The following is a 15,667-nucleotide window of genomic DNA, read 5'->3' as shown; positions in this document are numbered from 1 at the left end:
CGAGCAGGCGCGCGCCCATGCGCGCGAGAACGGGCTGCTGGACGGGTCCGAGCGGACGGAGCAGCGGGCCGCCGAGCGGGCCGAGCGCGCCCGGGCCGGGCAGTCGACCGGGTCGAGCGCGCTGACGCGCTCGCGGGTGCGCCTGGACCAGCCGCGGGCACCGCGCCGCTCACTGCTGCCGGAGTACGACCCGGAGGCCTTCGGGCGGCTGTCGGAGCGGGTGGCCCGGTTCCTCGGCACCGGCCGGTTCATCGTGTGGATGACGCTGGTCATCGTCATGTGGGTGCTGTGGAACGTGTTCGCCCCCGACCACCTGCGCTTCGACCAGTACCCGTTCATCTTCCTGACGCTGATGCTGTCGCTCCAGGCCTCGTACGCGGCCCCGCTGATCCTGCTCGCGCAGAACCGGCAGGACGACCGCGACCGCGTCAACCTGGAGCAGGACCGCAAGCAGAACGAGCGGTCCATCGCCGACACCGAATACCTGACCCGGGAGATCGCGGCGCTGCGGATGGGCCTGGGCGAGGTGGCGACGCGCGACTGGATCCGGTCGGAGTTCCAGGACCTGATCAAGGAAATGGACGAGCGTCGTCTATTCCCGGCGGAGAGTGACGAAGGCGACCGCTAGCAGCCTTACCGGTGGCAGGCTACCGAGCCGTACCATCGGGGGCATGGCTACCGACACAAGCTCCGCCGCCGTGCCCGGGCAGGACGCGATCCTGGACGCACTGGCGACGGTGAACGACCCCGAGATCCACCGGCCGATCACCGAGCTCGGCATGGTCAAATCGGTGGAGATCGGCGACGGCGGCGCGGTCGCCGTCACGGTCTACCTGACGGTGTCGGGCTGCCCCATGCGCGAGACCATCACGCAGAACGTCTCCGAGGCCGTGGCGAAGGTCTCCGGGGTCACCTCGGTCGCCGTGTCGCTGGAGGTGATGAGCGACGAGCAGCGCAAGGAGCTGGCGGCCACCCTGCGCGGCGGCACCGCCGAGCGCGAGGTCCCGTTCGCCAAGCCCGGCTCGCTGACCCGCGTCTACGCGGTCGCCTCCGGCAAGGGCGGCGTCGGCAAGTCCTCGGTGACGGTGAACCTGGCCGCGGCGATGGCGGCGGACGGCCTGAAGGTCGGTGTCGTGGACGCGGACATCTACGGCCACAGCGTGCCGCGCATGCTGGGTGTGGACGGCAAGCCCACCCAGGTCGAGAACATGATCATGCCGCCGTCGGCCAACGGCGTGAAGGTCATCTCCATCGGCATGTTCACCCCGGGGAACGCGCCCGTGGTGTGGCGCGGGCCGATGCTGCACCGCGCCCTCCAGCAGTTCCTCGCCGACGTGTTCTGGGGCGACCTGGACGTGCTGCTGCTCGACCTGCCGCCGGGCACCGGCGACATCGCGATCTCGGTGGCCCAGCTGGTGCCGAACGCGGAGATCCTCGTCGTCACCACCCCGCAGCAGGCCGCGGCCGAGGTCGCCGAGCGGGCCGGCGCGATCGCCGTCCAGACCCACCAGAAGATCGTCGGCGTGGTCGAGAACATGTCCGGCCTGCCCTGCCCGCACTGCGACGAGATGGTCGACGTGTTCGGCACGGGCGGCGGCCAGAAGGTCGCCGACGGCCTCACCAAGACGGTCGGCGCGACCGTCCCGGTGCTCGGCTCCATCCCGATCGACGTCCGGCTGCGCGAGGGCGGCGACGAGGGCCGGCCGGTCGTCCTGGCCGACCCGGACTCCCCGGCCGGCGCGGCGCTGCGCACCATCGCGGGCAAGCTGGGCGGCCGCGCCCGGGGCCTCGCCGGCATGTCGCTGGGCATCACCCCGCGCAACAAGTTCTGATGCGCGCGGCCCGGGCTCCGGGCCGCGCCAGTGGAGGGCACCGCCGGCGGCGGTGCCCTTTCGCGTTACGAGCTGCGGGCTGCCGGCTGCGCGCTACTGCTGGTACGCGGCGAGGTCGCCGATGACGGAGAAGCCGAGCCCGTAGGCGCTCATGCCGCGCCCGTACGCGCCCAGGTGGACGCCGGCCGCGGTGGACCCGGCCAGCACCCAGCCGAACTCGGACTCGCGGTAGTGGAAGGGCGTCGGCTCGCCGTCCACGGGCAGCGAGAGCACCGACCAGTCGGGCCCGTCCAGGTCGTCGGCGAGCTCCCAGGCGGCCTCGGTCTGCTGCTCCAGCCAGTCGTCGCGCAGGCTGTGGTCCATCTGGCCGGGCCAGCTGTACGCCAGCAGCCCGGAGCCGGCCAGCCAGGCCGCGGAGGAGACCGAGGTGGCCTCCAGGACTCCGGTGCCGTCGCCGCTGCGGCGCAGCGGGTTGCTCGCGACGGTGACGACCACCGCGAAGCGCTCCCTCTCGCCGGTGGCGATCTCCCCGCGGGCGGAGGGCTCGTCGCCGTGGCCGGTGGAGCCGTGCTCGACGGTGCCGTCGGCGCCGGTGCCGACCTGCATCAGCCAGCGCGGGCCGGTGAAGGCCTCGTCCAGCCCGTACCAGGGGAAGCCGGCCCGCAGGAAGCCCTCGGCCGTGCGCCGGGCCGCGGGCACGGGCCGGGCGGCCTCCTGGGGCGGAGCGGGGGCCGTCGCGGGGGCCGCGGCGGGTACTGCCGGTGCTGTGGCTGCCGCGGGCGCCGCGGGCGCCGCCGCGGCAGGTTCGGCTGGTGCTGCGGCGGCGGGTAGGTCGGGTAGCTCGGGAAGTTCGGGTGCTTCTGCGGGCTGTGTGCTGACCCGGCTGCTGCTCGTCGTCTCCATCGATGCGGCCTCTCGTTCCGTTGGGTCCGGAACGGCCCTCCCCCACAGGTCGTTGGGGGGACCCCCCACCTCGGGCGCCCTGGTCCGGACTCATGGAGGATAGCCACCGGACCCCGGATCGCCGGGCAGGACGGGACTCAGGTGGCGTCGGCGTCGGACCAGGTCCGCTGCTCCACGGCCGGGGCGGCGGGCTTCTTGACCAGGTCCGGGGCGGCCTCGGGCTCGCGGCTGTTGACGGCGTCGGTTACCTCGTTCAGCTCCTTGCGCAGGTCGAAGCTGCTGCGGATGTCGCGCAGGTCCTCGTTCTCGGCGAGCTGCTTGCGGATGAACGTCTTCGGGTTCAGGTCCTCGAACTCGAAGTCCTTGAACTCCGGGCCCAGTTCGGAGCGGATGTCCTGCTTGGCGCTGTCGGAGAAGGCGCGGATCTTCCGGACGAAGCCCGTGACGTCCTGGACCACCTTCGGCAGCTTGTCCGGGCCGAAGACGAGGATGCCGAGGACCACGATGGTGACCAGCTCGAGTGCGCCTATGTCGTTGAACACCTTGCCGCTCCTCGGCTCTCTCCGTGTCGGGCCACGACAACGGTACCCGGCCCGGCCGGTCGGCCCCTACATCGGTGCTGGATCAGTCGTGCTTTCCCCTGATCGTCATGATCCGTTCGCCGGGCCGGGGCGGGGGGAGGCACGTGGCGGGGCCGCACCACGCGGCCGTCGGCCCCCGCCCCCGCTCGGCGACCCGGGGCGGGGCGACCTCCCCGGAATCCTGTGGCACCGCCGGGCGGTGCGCCTGCCGCACCTCCGACCGGGCGGGTGCACGGCCCGGGGCGGCCACCGCCCGCCCCGCCCCGCCGGGGGTCAGCGGAGCAGCGACACCGGGCGGGGGGAGGCGGATGCCGAGGGGTGGACCGGCGGCAGCGGAGCCGTGGGGCGCGGACTGGCGGCGATCCCGGACCGGGGCTCCCGGTCGCGGAGCACCGCGTCGGCCACGGACACGGCGGGGTCCGGTCCGAGGCCCGGTCCCGGGCCGGTCCCGGACACGGGGGCCGCCGGGACGGCGGGGCCGGGCCTGGACGCCGGCGCCTCGCCCCGCGCGTTCGGCTCGACCATGTCCAGCGGCAGCGTCCCGCCCAGGGCGATGGCCGCCAGGGACACCGCCCCGGCCGCGACGAACGCGAGGCGGCGGCGCGGCCGCCCCACTTCGTGGATCCGGAAGCCCTGTGGCGGCGGCGCGGGGGCCGTGTACCCGAAGGGGCCGGCGCCGGGCGGTGCGGACGGCCCGTCGGGGCCCTCGCCGGGCAGCCCCTGCAGCCGTGCCAGCAGCCCGGCCGACAGCGGCGGCGGTGCGCTCTCCACGAACAGGGTCTTCAGACGGCGCTGGGCATCGGCCTCGGCCTTGCACTTGGCACACGTGGCCAGGTGGGCCAGTACGCGCTCGCGCGCGTCGTGGTTCAGCTCCCCGTCGACCAGGGCGGCGAGACGGTCGCCCAGGTGCTGTTCGGCGGGGGACGGACTGACTCCGCTCACTCGGCGCCGCCCTCTCCCCCGGCTCCCGGCACACCCACCGCGGCCCCCGCCAGCGCGCGCTGCTCCGCGCGCGCCTCGGGAGAGCGGTGCCGGAGCGCCTTGCGCAGGTGTGAGCGGCCCCGGTGGATACGGCTGCGCACGGTGCCGAGCTTCACGCCGAGCGTGGCGGCGATCTCCTCGTACGACAGGCCCTCGATGTCGCACAGCACCACGGCCGCGCGGAACTCGGGGGCGAGGGTGTCGAGCGCCTGCTGCACGTCGGCGTCGAAGTGGGTGTCGTGGAGCACCTGCTGCGGGGAGGGCTCGCGGCTCGGCAGCCGCTCCGCGGCGTCCTCGGCGAGCGCGTCGAAGCGGATCCGCTGCTTGCGGCGGACCATGTCGAGGAAGAGGTTGGTGGTGATCCGGTGCAGCCAGCCCTCGAACGTGCCCGGCGTGTACGTGGACAGCGAGCGGAAGACGCGGACGAAGACCTCCTGCGTCAGGTCCTCGGCGTCGTGCTGGTTGCCCGTCAGCCGGTAGGCGAGGCGGTAGACGCGCGCGCTGTGCGTGCTGACGATCTCCTCCCATGTGGGAGGGGTCCACGCCTGCGAGCCCGCATCGGCGGCGAAGATCGCGGTGGTTGCGGCATCGGCGGTGTGGATGCGGTCAGCAATGTCGGTCACGGATTTCGGCTCACCCGCCGACCAGAAGAGACGCCTCAGTACGCCTCGACGATCCACAGGCGCAGCCGCACCTCCCCTATCGGCTCTGGTGGTGTCCAGTGGAGCCCCTACCATAGCCACCCCTCCCGTCAGCTCCGGATAAGCCTTTTTGCCTTATCTTTGCCCGTGGTCCGGAGGGGCCGGGGCGCCGGTCTGCCCGGTGCCGTCCCCATCCGTCCCATCCCCGTCCCGCCCGTACGCCCCTTTTGCCTCGCTCGTCGGGCGCTCATCGCCAACTGGTCCAACGCCCGGTCCCATCTGCGGGTTCCCGACGCCAGCGGATACAGTCACCGTTGCGCCAACTATGGGGACAGGAGAGGGTCATTACCGGCAACCGGCAGACGAGCTGGGCGTTCGCCGACGCGTTTGTCGCCGAGGACGACGCTCTGCGGTGGGCCCGCGACCGGGCCAGGGAAGCGGGCCTGCGCTCCGTCTCCCCCGGCACCGGGGCCGCGCTGCGCCTGCTCGCCGCCAGCGCGGACGCCAAGGCGGTCGCCGAGATCGGCACCGGGACCGGCGTCTCCGGCATCCACCTCCTGCACGGCATGCGCCCGGACGGGGTGCTGACCACCGTCGACCCCGAGGCGGACCGGCAGGCCTTCGCCCGCCAGGCCTTCCGCGCCGCCGGCTTCGCCGGCAACCGCGCCCGCTTCATCCCGGGCCGCGCCCTGGACGTACTGCCCCGGCTCGCCGACGGCGGGTACGACCTCGTGTTCTGCGACGGGGATCCCGCCGAGTCCCTCGACTACCTCGCCGAATCGTTGCGCCTGCTGCGCCCCGGCGGGCTGGTGTGCTTCGAGGGGGTCTTCTGCGACGGGCGCACCGTCGACTCCTCCGCCCAGGAGACCGAGGTGCTCCGGGTCCGGGAACTGCTGCGCAGCGTCCGGGAGAGCCCCGCGCTGGAAGGGGCCCTGCTCCCGGTGGGCGACGGCCTGCTCTGCGCGGTCCGGCGCTGATCCCGCGCCCCGGCGGGGGCGGCGGTCGGCCCGGTCGGCCCGGACAGCCTGGACGGTGCCGGCGTCAGCGCAGCAGCGCGAAGGTGAGCGCGGTCGTGGCGCCGAGCACGGTGCCGGCCAGGACCTGGGCGGGCGTGTGGGCCTTGAGGACCAGTCGGGACCAGCCCACGGCCGCGGCGGCGGGCGCCGCGAGGAGGAGCGGGGTCCCGAAGGCCAGCACCAGGACCATGACGGTCCCGCCGGCCACCGACATGTGGACCGATATCTGCCAGCCGAGGGTGACCAGCAGGGACGAGACCAGCCCGACGAGCAGGGCGACGACCAGCGCGAACACCTCGCGCGGTGCCCCGAGGACATGGCCGAGGGCCATCGCCGCGGCCACCGAGACCAGGCTCAGCACCATCGGCACGACCCGCTGGCGGCGCACCCGGATGTGCTGGTCGGTCAGGGCGCCGCGCTTCACGCCGAGCCGGATGATCCCGATCGGCACCACCCCGCAGAACAGGGCGGCGAGCAGCCCCCAGCCGAGCCCGGACCACGAGCCGGTGCTGTGCCAGCCGACGGCCAGCAGCAGGGCGACGACGAGGTTGGCCGGGGCCAGGACGTCGGTGAGGACCCGGGCCGCCTTCTGGCGGGGGGTGCAGTCGGCGAAGGCGGGCGGGGCGGGGGCGGTGAAGGTCACGGCACGGCTCTCGGCTGGCGGCAGCCCCCGCGCCGCGCTGCGGACGGCGGGAGCGCGGACGGAAGAGGAAAGAAGGGAAGGAAGATCAGCAGGCGCAGGAAGCCCGGGAAGCCCGCCCAGAAGGCCCAGGAACCGCCGGAGGCTCAGGAGGGCAGGACGGGCGGGAACGGCAGGTCGACGGAACCGCTCACGCGGGGCGACCGGCACAACGCTGCCCCGGCCGCGGATCGCGGCGGCCGGGGCAGCGCAGAGTATGCAGAGTGTGCAGGTGGTGCCGACGGGTCAGCCGACGACCTTCTTCAGGGCGTCACCCAGGGCGTCCGCCTCGTCCGGGGTCAGCTCGACGACCAGCCGACCGCCGCCCTCGAGCGGTACGCGCATGACGATGCCCCGCCCCTCCTTGGTGACCTCGAGCGGGCCGTCGCCCGTTCGCGGCTTCATGGCCGCCATGCTCGTTCCCCTTCCTGAAACCAGCTCATCGTCAGCCGACGGCCCCCATTCAGGCGCCTGGAAGCCGGCATCGAACACATTGCTTCCCGGCCATTATCCCGCATGTCAGGACCCGATGACCAACATCGGCCGGGAACGCTTGCGCAACGCGCTCGGCCAAAACCACTCATTTCGGGGACCTGCCTGCGATACTGCGCCCGCTCTGCGGCGGCCCGCCGTCCGCTTTCTTTGACACACATCACATGCCCTGGAGCGGTCCGGTCCGCCATGCTGACCTTGTACCGGCCAGTACCGATCCGCTGGCCGGGTCCGCGACGGAGGGGACACCACCTGCCATGGCCGACACCGTGCTGTACGACGTGACCGACGGGCTCGCCACGATCACGCTCAACCGCCCGGATGCGATGAACTCGCTGAACACGGAGCTGAAGGTCGCCCTGCGGGACACCCTGCAGGCGGCGGGCGCCGACCCGGGCGTGCGGGCGGTCCTGCTGACCGCCACCGGGCGGGCCTTCTGCGTGGGCCAGGACCTGAAGGAGCACGTCGGGAACCTGGAGGCTGCCCGGCAGTCCGGCTCGGGCAACGCGCTGAGCACCGTGAGCGAGCACTACAACCCGATCGTGCGGGCGATCACGGAGATGCCGAAGCCGGTGGTCGCCGGGGTCAACGGCGTCGCCGCCGGGGCGGGCTTCGGCTTCGCGCTGGCCGCGGACTACCGGGTGGTCGCCGACACCGCGAGCTTCACCACCGCCTTCGCCGGGGTCGGGCTGTCCGCCGACTCCGGGCTGTCCTGGACCCTGCCGCGGCTGGTCGGCCCCAGCCGGGCCGCGGACCTGCTGCTGTTCCCGCGGTCGATCTCCGCGCAGGAGGCGGCGGACCTCGGCCTGGTGAACCGGCTCGTGACGGCGGCCGAGCTCGCGGACACCGCCGCCGAGGTCGCGCGGCGGCTGGCGGACGGGCCGACCGTCGCCTACGCCGGTCTGAAGGAGGCGCTGGCGTACGGGGCGGGGCGGTCGCTCGCCGAGGCGCTGGAGAAGGAGGACGAGCTCCAGACGCGGGCGGGTGCCTCCGAGGACCACGCGATCGCGGTCGCCGCCTTCCTGGCCAAGGAGAAGCCGAAGTACACCGGGCGCTAAGCGGGCCTCCCCGAGGCCGCTTAGCCCGTACGGGGCGGTGGCCGCGCCGGCCGGCCCGCCGCCGCCCGCCCCCGTCAGACGGCGGGGGTACGGGCCGTGCAGGCGGCCAGGTGGTCGTTGACCAGGCCGCAGGCCTGCATCAGGGCGTAGGCGGTGGTGGGTCCGACGAAGCGGATGCCGGCCTTCTTCAGGGCCTTGGCCAGGGCGGTGGACTCGGTCGTCACGGCCGGGACCTCGGAGATGTCCTCCGGGGCCGCGCGGCCCGGCTCCGGGGCGTGGGACCAGATCAGGGCGTCGAGCTCGCCGGGCTCCCACGCCGCGAGGACCTTGGCGTTGGCGAGGGCCGCCTCGATCTTGGCCCGGTTGCGGATGATCCGCTCGTCGGCGAGCAGGCGGGCGGCGTCCTGCGCGTCGAACCGGGCGACGGCCGCGATCTCGAAGTCGGCGAAGGCCTTCCGGAAGCCCTCCCGCCGCCGCAGGATGGTCAGCCAGGACAGCCCCGACTGGAAGGCCTCCAGGCACAGCCGCTCGTACAGGGCGTCGTCCCCGTGCACCGGGCGGCCCCACTCGGTGTCGTGGTACGCGATGTAGTCCTCGGTGGACAGCGCCCACGGGCAGCGCAGGCCCCCGTCGGGCCCGGCGAGGGCGGTCACCGGGCGTCCTTGGACAGGTCGACGGCCTTCGGCTCCGTCGGCCGGTCGTCGGTCGCGGCGGCGGCATTGGCTGTGGCAGCAGCGACGGCAGTGGCAGCAGTGGCGTTCGAGGCGGTGGCGGCCGCGGCCGGGGCGGCGCCGTGCGCAGCCGCGGCCGTCAGTTCGCCGATCCGCGCGTCGCGCTCGGCGAGCTCGGCCGAGAGCCGCTCCAGCACGTCGTCCACCTCGGCCATCCGGTAGCCGCGGGGCGCCACGGGCAGCCGCAGCGCGTCGATGTCGGCGGGCACCACCGGGCGGCTCTCGGGCAGCGCGTCGGCCACGCGGTCCGGCTCCGCCTCGGGCAGTACGGGCTCCGAGCCGCCGCCCACCACCGCCAGGGTGACCGCGGCGACGACCACGACCAGCGCGATCAGCAAGAACCAGAACACGATCGACTCCCTGAGAGACTCTGGGGGCACCTCCCAGCGGCAGCTGGGGACCACTCCGATCACCAGGTTAAGGTCACAGGCGCGGCGCACGGGCCGCCAGAGGAGGAAAGAACGGGATGCTGCGACTGGGCAGGCGCGAGTTCGACACCCACGAGCCGGTGATCATGGCGATCGTGAACCGCACGCCGGACTCCTTCTACGACCAGGGCGCGACGTTCCGTGACGAGCCCGCCCTGGACCGGGTGGAGCAGGCGGTGGCCGAGGGCGCGGCGATCATCGACGTCGGCGGGGTCAAGGCCGGTCCGGGCGAGCACGTGGACGCGGCCGAGGAGGCCCGGCGCACGGTCGGCTTCGTGGCCGAGGTCCGGCGCCGCCACCCGGACGTGGTGATCAGCGTCGACACCTGGCGGCACGAGGTCGGCGAGGCCGTCTGCGAGGCGGGCGCGGACCTGCTCAACGACGCCTGGGGCGGGGTGGATCCGAAGCTCGCGGAGGTCGCCGCCCGGTACGGCGCCGGCCTGGTCTGCACCCATGCCGGCGGTGTCGAGCCGCGGACCCGGCCGCACCGGACCGGGTACGGGGACGTCATGGCGGACATCCTGCGGATCACGGTGGGCCTGGCCGAGCGGGCCGCGGCGCTCGGCGTCCGGCGGGACGCGATCATGATCGACCCGGGCCACGACTTCGGGAAGAACACCCGGCACTCGCTGGAGGCCACCCGGCGCCTGGCGGAGATGACGGAGACGGGCTGGCCGGTGCTGGTCTCCCTGTCGAACAAGGACTTCGTCGGCGAGACCCTCGACCGGCCGGTCAAGGAGCGCCTGCTCGGCACGCTGGCCACGACGGCGGTCTCGGCCTGGCTGGGCGCGCAGGTCTACCGCGTCCACGAGGTCGCCGAGACCCGGCAGGTCCTGGAGATGGTCCGCTCGATCCAGGGCCTGCGGGAGCCGGCGGTGGCCCGCCGGGGACTGGCCTGAGCCGGCCCCCGGTCGGGCGGCCGGCCGCGCGGGTCCCCGCCGGGGCGGCGGCGGGCTCCGCTACTTGCCGACTTCCTTCGTCACGAGGCTGATCGCCTCTTCCACGTCGTCCGTGACGTGGAAGAGGTGGAGGTCCCGCTCGGAGGCCTTGCCCTGCGCGACCACCGTCTTGCGCAGCCAGTCGACCAGGCCGCTCCAGTACTCCGTGCCGAACAGCACGATCGGGAACCGGGTGATCTTCTGGGTCTGGACCAGGGTCAGGGCTTCGAACAGCTCGTCCAGCGTGCCGAGTCCGCCCGGCAGGACCACGAACCCCTGGCTGTACTTCACAAACATCGTCTTGCGGACGAAGAAGTACCGGAAGTTCAGCCCGAGATCGACGTGCGCGTTGAGCCCCTGCTCGAAGGGCAGCTCGATGCCCAGGCCGACGGAGATGCCATTGGCCTCCCGCGCGCCCTTGTTCGCCGCCTCCATCGCGCCCGGGCCGCCGCCCGTGATCACCGCGAAGCCGGCCTCGACGAGCGCGCTGCCGATCCGGACTGCGGCCTCGTACTCCGGCGAGCCGGCCGGAGTGCGCGCCGAGCCGAACACGCTGATCGCGGGCGGCAGCTCCGCCAGTGTGCCGAAGCCCTCGATGAACTCCGACTGGATGCGCAGGACCCGCCAGGGATCGGTGTGCACCCACTCGGTGGGACCGGCCGAGTCCAGCAGCCGCTGGTCCGTCGTGCTGCCGGCCTGCACCTGCCCCCGCCGGCGCAGTACCGGCCCGAGCTGCTGCTCCTCGGGACGTGGGCGAGCGAACCCGTCGGAATTGCGGTGGTTGCCCATGGTGTGCTCCCTCCTGCTGATCGTTGGCCCAGCCTAGGCGTACGAAGGTGAAGGGAAGCGGAATTCAGGAGGTCAGCCAGGCGCGGAGTCGTTCCTCGCAGTGCAGGATCGCCTTGGTCTCCACCCGCTCGTCGACCTTGTGCGCCAGCAGGGCGTCGCCCGGGCCGTAGTTGACCGCCGGGACGCCGAGCGCGCTGAAGCGGGAGACGTCCGTCCAGCCGAACTTGGGCATCGCGCGACCGCCGACCGCCGCCATGAAGGCGACCGCCGCAGGGTGGGAGAGGCCGGGCAGGGCGCCGCCGGAGGAGTCGTCGACGACGAACTCGGCGATGCCGCAGTCCGCGAAGACCTCCTTGACGTGGGCGAGGGCCTCGGCCTCGCTGCGGTCGGGGGCGTAGCGGAAGTTGACGGTCACCGTGCACGCGTCGGGGATGACGTTGTTGGCGACGCCGCCCTCGATGCGGACCGCGTTGAGGCCCTCGTGGTACTGGAGGCCGTCGATGACGGGCCTGCGGGGCTCGTACGCGGCGAGCCGGGCCAGGACGGGGGCCGCCGCGTGGACGGCGTTGGAGCCCATCCAGCTGCGGGCGGAGTGGGCGCGCTCTCCGACGGTGCGCAGCAGCACCCGCAGGGTGCCCTGGCAGCCGCCCTCGACCTCGGCGTTCGACGGCTCCAGCAGGACGGCGAAGTCGCCGGCGAGCCATTCGGGGTGGGCGGCGGCGACCTTGCCCAGGCCGTTGAGGTCGGCGGCGACCTCCTCCTGGTCGTAGAAGACGAAGGTGAGGTCGCGGTTGGGCTCGGGCACGGTGGCCGCGATGCGCAGCTGCACGGCGATGCCGGACTTCATGTCGGTCGTGCCGCAGCCCCACAGGACGCCGTTCTCGTCGAGGCGGGACGGGACGTTGCCGGCGATCGGCACGGTGTCGAGGTGGCCGGCGAGTACGACGCGCTCGGCCCGGCCGAGGTGCGTGCGGGCCACGACGTTGTTGCCGTACCGGTCGACCGTGAGGTGCGGGAGGCCGCGCAGGGCGTGCTCCACCAGGTCGGCGAGGACCTTCTCGTCGCCGCTCACGGACGGGATGTCGACCAGTCGGGCGGTCAGCTCGGCTGCGTCCAGGGTGAGGTCCAGCTCGGATTCGGACATGTCCCGACCCTAACCCGGGCGGCTGCGGCGAACGTCTCACGTCCGCTCACTGGACGCAGCACGTGGCTCAAGTACGGTGGGCCGCGTGTCCCAGAGCGATCTTCCCCGCCCCCGCCGCCGCCGTCGGCTCCGTACGGCCGCCGGCCTGTGCGTCCTGCTTGCGCTCGTCGGCTACCTCGTCGTGCGGTTCGAGTCGATGGGGGGCGGCGGAGCGCCGCACTGCACGGCCTCGGACGTGGCCGGGGACGCTCCCGGCGGGGACTCCCGCCGTACGTACGACATGACCCCGGAACAGGCGGCGAACGCGGCGACGATAGCCGCCGTCGGCGTCTCCAAGGGGCTGCCGGACCGGGCGGTCACCATCGCCCTGGCGACCGCCATGCAGGAGTCGGCCCTGCGCAACCTCGACCACGGCGACCGGGACTCCCTGGGGCTGTTCCAGCAGCGGCCCTCGCAGGGCTGGGGCACGCCCCAGCAGATCACGGACCCGGTCTACTCGGCGGGGATCTTCTACGACCGGCTGGTCCAGGTGAAGGGGTACTCGCGGCTGCCGCTGACGGAGGCGGCGCAGAAGGTGCAGCTGAGCGGGTACCCGCAGGCGTACGCGAAGCACGAGCCGGACGCGACCGTCCTGACGGCCGCCTTCGCCGGCGCCGGGGAGCTGACCTGCGGCGGGCCGGCACCGACGGATCCGGGCGACCCGCAGAAGGTCCAGGCCGAGCTGAACCGGATCTTCGCCAAGGCCGGACTGCACCGCAGCCCGGCGGAGCCCTCCCGGACCGGGGAGGGGCGGGGCGGGATCACGGAGCCCGAGGTCACCGTCGTCGAGAAGCAGGACGGCGGCGAGCCGGCGGTGCGCGGCAGCCGGGCGATAGCGGGCTGGGCGGTGGCCAACGCCCGCGGGATGGGCATCGTGCGCGTCTCCTACGGCCACCGGGGCTGGATCGCCGGGCAGAAGAAGGGCCGGTGGCAGGAGAAGGGCGGCGTCGGGAAGTCGGGCGACGGCGATCCGCACAACGCGTCGGACGGCGAGATCCGCATCTTCGTGAAGGGCTGAGCGGTCCCCGAGACCGCTGACACGCCGGGCCGGCGCCTCGTCCGTGCGTACGGGGCGTCACTCGCGCGGGGGTGAACCGAGAGGCCCCGCCGAGGGCCCCGGCAGGCACGGAATCCCTGGTCGGCGCACATCCAATGAGCTTGTCCCGGAAGCCGATTAAACGATGCGTTACCGATCCTTTACCAACCGGGTCCGCAACCCGCCCCGCCCCGGGAGCGGTTGTAGGGGCGTACTCAGCCGCTACCGCTTAGGAGCAACATGTCCCTCCCCCTGACCCGCCGGATCGCCCGTTCCGCGCTGCTGCTCGCGGCCGGGGCCGCTCCCGTGGTCGGTGCGGCCGGCGCGGCCAGCGCCGCGGGCCTGGACTCGGCCGTGCCGCAGCTGGGCGCGCTCACCGCCCCGGAGACCCTTGACGCGACCGCCACCGCGAACGACGTGGTCGGCACCGGCGGAGCCGCCGCGGCCTCGGCCGCGGACAGCGCCACCCAGGCCCTGCCCGGCGCTCCCACCGAGGTGGCGGGCACCGCGGGCGCCCTGCTCGGCGGGCTCCCGGCCAAGGGCCTGCCGACCGACGCGGTACCGGCAGGCCAGCTCACCGACGCGGTACCGGCCGGCCAGCTCACCGAGGCGGTACCGGCCGGCCAGCTCACCGGCGCAGTGCCGACCGACGCGGTGGGCGCCCTGCCGCTGCAGGGGCTGCCGCTGGGCGCCTGACCACCGCCCTGAAAGGCCCGAGGGGGCCGGGAGTTCGCACTCCCGGCCCCCTCGGGCTGTCTGCGGTCCCGCGCCGCCCGCGCGACGCCGCGGCCGCGTCGGGCGAGCCGCCCGAAGGCCGTCAGGCGAGCCGCTTGACGGCCGCCTCGACGCGCTCGTCCGTGGCCGTGAACGCGACCCGGACGTGCTGCCCGCCCGCCTCGCCGTAGAAGTCGCCGGGCGCGACGAGGATGCCGAGCTCGGCGAGGTGGGCGACGGTGTCCCAGCAGGGCTCGCCGCGGGTCACCCACAGGTAGAGGCTGGCCTCGCTGTGGTCGACCCGGAAGCCGTGCGCCTCGAGCGCCGTGCGCAGCGCCGCGCGCCGCGCGGCGTAGCGCGCGCGCTGCTCCTCGACGTGCGCGTCGTCGCCGAGCGCCGCCACCGTGGCCGCCTGCACCGGGGCGGGGGTCATCATGCCGCCGTGCTTGCGGATCTCCAGCAGCTCGCCGAGGACGTCCGCGTCGCCGGCGATGAACGCGGCCCGGTAGCCGGCCAGGTTGGAGCGCTTGGACAGGGAGTGGACGGCGACGAGGCCCTCGTACGAACCGCCGCACACGTCGTCGTGGAGGACCGAGACGGGCTCGGCCTCCCAGCCCAGCTCCAGGTAGCACTCGTCGCTGAAGACCAGGATCCCGTGCTCGCGCGCCCAGGCCACGATCCGGATCAGCTCGCCCTTCGGGATGACCTTCCCGGTGGGGTTGGACGGGGAGTTCAGCCACAGCAGCTTGATCCCGGCCGGGTCGAGCTCGGTCGGGTCGTCGTAGACGACGGCCTCGGCCCCGCACAGCCGCGCCCCGACCTCGTACGTCGGGTAGGCGAGCCGCGGGTAGGCGACCTTGTCCCCGGCGCCCAGGCCCAGCTGCGTCGGCAGCCAGGCCACCAGCTCCTTGGAGCCGACGACCGGCAGGACGTTGCGGTGTCCGGCGGCGCCGGCGCCGAGCCGGCCGCGCAGCCAGCCGGTGATCGCGTCGCGCAGCGCGGGCGTGCCCCACACGGTGGGGTAGCCCGGCGAGTCGGCGGCCGCGACCAGGGCGCTCTGGATCAGCTGCGGCACCGGGTCCACGGGGGTGCCGACCGACAGGTCGACGATGCCGTCCGGGTGCGCCGCGGCCGTCGCCTTGTACGGCTCCAGCTTGTCCCAGGGAAAGACGGGAAGACGTGCGGATACTGCGGCCACGGTGCTCTCTGCTCTCTCGTGCGTGCCGGACTGCGTGCCGGGACTGGGACAAACGGCTCGGTCCCGCCCGGCACGGGGGCCGTACGGGACCGAGAGTCGCGTTCCGCCGTGAGCGGCGGCCGTCAGTGGCCTTCGCCCATGGGCGGCAGCGCGGCGATGAAGGGGTGATCCCGCTCGATCAGGCCCAGCTTGGAGGCACCACCGGGCGAACCGAGCTCGTCGAAGAACTCGACGTTCGCCTTGTAGTACTCCTTCCACTCCTCCGGAGTGTCGTCCTCGTAGAAGATGGCCTCCACGGGGCAGACCGGCTCACAGGCACCACAGTCGACGCACTCGTCCGGGTGGATGTACAAGGACCGCTGGCCCTCGTAGATGCAGTCGACGGGGCACTCTTCGATGCATGCCTTGTCCTTGACGTCGACACAAGGCTCCGCGATGACGTAGGTCACGCTCTCGTTCCTCCTCGG

19 protein-coding genes are annotated in these 15,667 nt (G+C 73.5%); 7 read left to right on the top strand and 12 right to left on the bottom strand.

All coding sequences use genetic code 11. The features are described 5' to 3' along the window. The first annotated feature begins 34 nt into the window (after positions 1-34). Together AC068A_RS04970 and AC068A_RS04965 are read left to right on the top strand one after the other, a co-directional pair. The gene (locus tag AC068A_RS04970; RefSeq protein WP_478580876.1) at positions 35-628 is read left to right on the top strand and encodes a DUF1003 domain-containing protein; all 594 of its coding nucleotides are present in this window, start codon (positions 35-37) and stop codon (positions 626-628) included. A 43-nt stretch (positions 629-671) separates the two neighbouring features. Beyond that, the gene (locus tag AC068A_RS04965; protein ID WP_478580807.1) at positions 672-1,832 is read left to right on the top strand and encodes an Mrp/NBP35 family ATP-binding protein; all 1,161 of its coding nucleotides are present in this window, start codon (positions 672-674) and stop codon (positions 1,830-1,832) included. A gap of 93 nt (positions 1,833-1,925) precedes the next feature. Here AC068A_RS04965 and AC068A_RS04960 read toward each other — a convergent pair whose 3' ends face one another. From AC068A_RS04960 to sigE, 4 genes are all read right to left on the bottom strand, one after another. Continuing rightward, positions 1,926-2,735, bottom strand: a complete 810-nt coding sequence (locus tag AC068A_RS04960; protein WP_478580804.1) for a hypothetical protein — start codon at positions 2,733-2,735, stop codon at positions 1,926-1,928. A gap of 137 nt (positions 2,736-2,872) precedes the next feature. Beyond that, on the bottom strand, positions 2,873-3,277 hold the full coding sequence (locus AC068A_RS04955; RefSeq protein ID WP_478580801.1) for a sec-independent translocase: 405 nt from the start codon (positions 3,275-3,277) through the stop codon (positions 2,873-2,875). A 312-nt stretch (positions 3,278-3,589) separates the two neighbouring features. After that, a complete protein-coding gene (locus AC068A_RS04950; protein ID WP_478580798.1) occupies positions 3,590-4,258 on the bottom strand; it encodes a zf-HC2 domain-containing protein in 669 nt (222 codons plus the stop codon). Continuing rightward, a complete protein-coding gene (gene sigE, locus AC068A_RS04945) occupies positions 4,255-5,034 on the bottom strand; it encodes an RNA polymerase sigma factor SigE (RefSeq protein ID WP_478580795.1) in 780 nt (259 codons plus the stop codon). The genes AC068A_RS04950 and sigE overlap by 4 nt, the downstream gene beginning before the upstream one ends. Before the next feature lie 218 nt (positions 5,035-5,252). On the opposite strand from sigE, the gene AC068A_RS04940 reads away from it, so the two are divergent. After that, the gene (locus AC068A_RS04940; RefSeq protein WP_478580793.1) at positions 5,253-5,915 is read left to right on the top strand and encodes an O-methyltransferase; all 663 of its coding nucleotides are present in this window, start codon (positions 5,253-5,255) and stop codon (positions 5,913-5,915) included. Positions 5,916-5,979: 64 nt separating this feature from the next. Here AC068A_RS04940 and AC068A_RS04935 read toward each other — a convergent pair whose 3' ends face one another. Continuing rightward, positions 5,980-6,597 (bottom strand): hypothetical protein, encoded by a 618-nt coding sequence (locus tag AC068A_RS04935; RefSeq protein WP_478580791.1) that lies wholly within the window; start codon positions 6,595-6,597, stop codon positions 5,980-5,982. Between the two features lie 282 nt (positions 6,598-6,879). Continuing rightward, positions 6,880-7,047, bottom strand: coding sequence for a DUF3117 domain-containing protein (locus tag AC068A_RS04930; RefSeq protein ID WP_003966491.1), 168 nt, complete (start codon positions 7,045-7,047; stop codon positions 6,880-6,882). Between the two features lie 335 nt (positions 7,048-7,382). On the opposite strand from AC068A_RS04930, the gene chcB reads away from it, so the two are divergent. Next, complete coding sequence (gene chcB, locus AC068A_RS04925) at positions 7,383-8,183, top strand: 2-cyclohexenylcarbonyl CoA isomerase (protein ID WP_478580790.1); 801 nt, start codon at positions 7,383-7,385, stop codon at positions 8,181-8,183. 74 nt (positions 8,184-8,257) lie between these two features. Here the strand turns inward: chcB and AC068A_RS04920 are convergent, their stop codons facing one another. Both AC068A_RS04920 and AC068A_RS04915 read right to left on the bottom strand, forming a co-directional pair. Continuing rightward, entirely contained in the window at positions 8,258-8,836 is a 579-nt protein-coding gene (locus tag AC068A_RS04920) for a DNA-3-methyladenine glycosylase I (protein WP_478580789.1), read from the bottom strand. Next, complete coding sequence (locus AC068A_RS04915) at positions 8,833-9,264, bottom strand: DivIVA domain-containing protein (RefSeq protein WP_478580787.1); 432 nt, start codon at positions 9,262-9,264, stop codon at positions 8,833-8,835. Before AC068A_RS04915 ends, AC068A_RS04920 begins: the two co-directional genes overlap by 4 nt. 116 nt (positions 9,265-9,380) lie before the next feature. Here AC068A_RS04915 and folP point away from each other — a divergent pair, with 116 nt between their 5' ends. Then, on the top strand, positions 9,381-10,241 hold the full coding sequence (gene folP / locus AC068A_RS04910) for a dihydropteroate synthase (RefSeq protein ID WP_478580784.1): 861 nt from the start codon (positions 9,381-9,383) through the stop codon (positions 10,239-10,241). A gap of 60 nt (positions 10,242-10,301) precedes the next feature. On the opposite strand, the gene AC068A_RS04905 is transcribed toward folP, so the two are convergent. Then, positions 10,302-11,069 carry an LOG family protein gene (locus tag AC068A_RS04905; protein WP_478580782.1) on the bottom strand — a complete coding sequence of 256 codons (768 nt, stop codon included), beginning with the start codon at positions 11,067-11,069 and terminating at the stop codon, positions 10,302-10,304. A 64-nt stretch (positions 11,070-11,133) separates the two neighbouring features. Then, positions 11,134-12,213 carry a succinyl-diaminopimelate desuccinylase gene (dapE, locus tag AC068A_RS04900; RefSeq protein WP_478580780.1) on the bottom strand — a complete coding sequence of 360 codons (1,080 nt, stop codon included), beginning with the start codon at positions 12,211-12,213 and terminating at the stop codon, positions 11,134-11,136. A gap of 85 nt (positions 12,214-12,298) precedes the next feature. On the opposite strand from dapE, the gene AC068A_RS04895 reads away from it, so the two are divergent. Both AC068A_RS04895 and AC068A_RS04890 read left to right on the top strand, forming a co-directional pair. Then, positions 12,299-13,270, top strand: a complete 972-nt coding sequence (locus AC068A_RS04895; protein ID WP_478580778.1) for a hypothetical protein — start codon at positions 12,299-12,301, stop codon at positions 13,268-13,270. Positions 13,271-13,528: 258 nt separating this feature from the next. Beyond that, on the top strand, positions 13,529-13,984 hold the full coding sequence (locus AC068A_RS04890) for an ATP-binding protein (RefSeq protein WP_478580775.1): 456 nt from the start codon (positions 13,529-13,531) through the stop codon (positions 13,982-13,984). A 121-nt stretch (positions 13,985-14,105) separates the two neighbouring features. On the opposite strand, the gene dapC is transcribed toward AC068A_RS04890, so the two are convergent. Next, positions 14,106-15,200 carry a succinyldiaminopimelate transaminase gene (gene dapC / locus AC068A_RS04885; RefSeq protein WP_478580773.1) on the bottom strand — a complete coding sequence of 365 codons (1,095 nt, stop codon included), beginning with the start codon at positions 15,198-15,200 and terminating at the stop codon, positions 14,106-14,108. 122 nt (positions 15,201-15,322) lie between these two features. Further along, complete coding sequence (gene fdxA / locus AC068A_RS04880; protein ID WP_114054017.1) at positions 15,323-15,649, bottom strand: ferredoxin; 327 nt, start codon at positions 15,647-15,649, stop codon at positions 15,323-15,325. Positions 15,650-15,667: the final 18 nt, after the last annotated feature.

This window comes from Streptomyces sp. NPDC043854, assembly GCF_056436005.1.
This window is presented reverse-complemented; position numbering and strand designations above follow the sequence as displayed.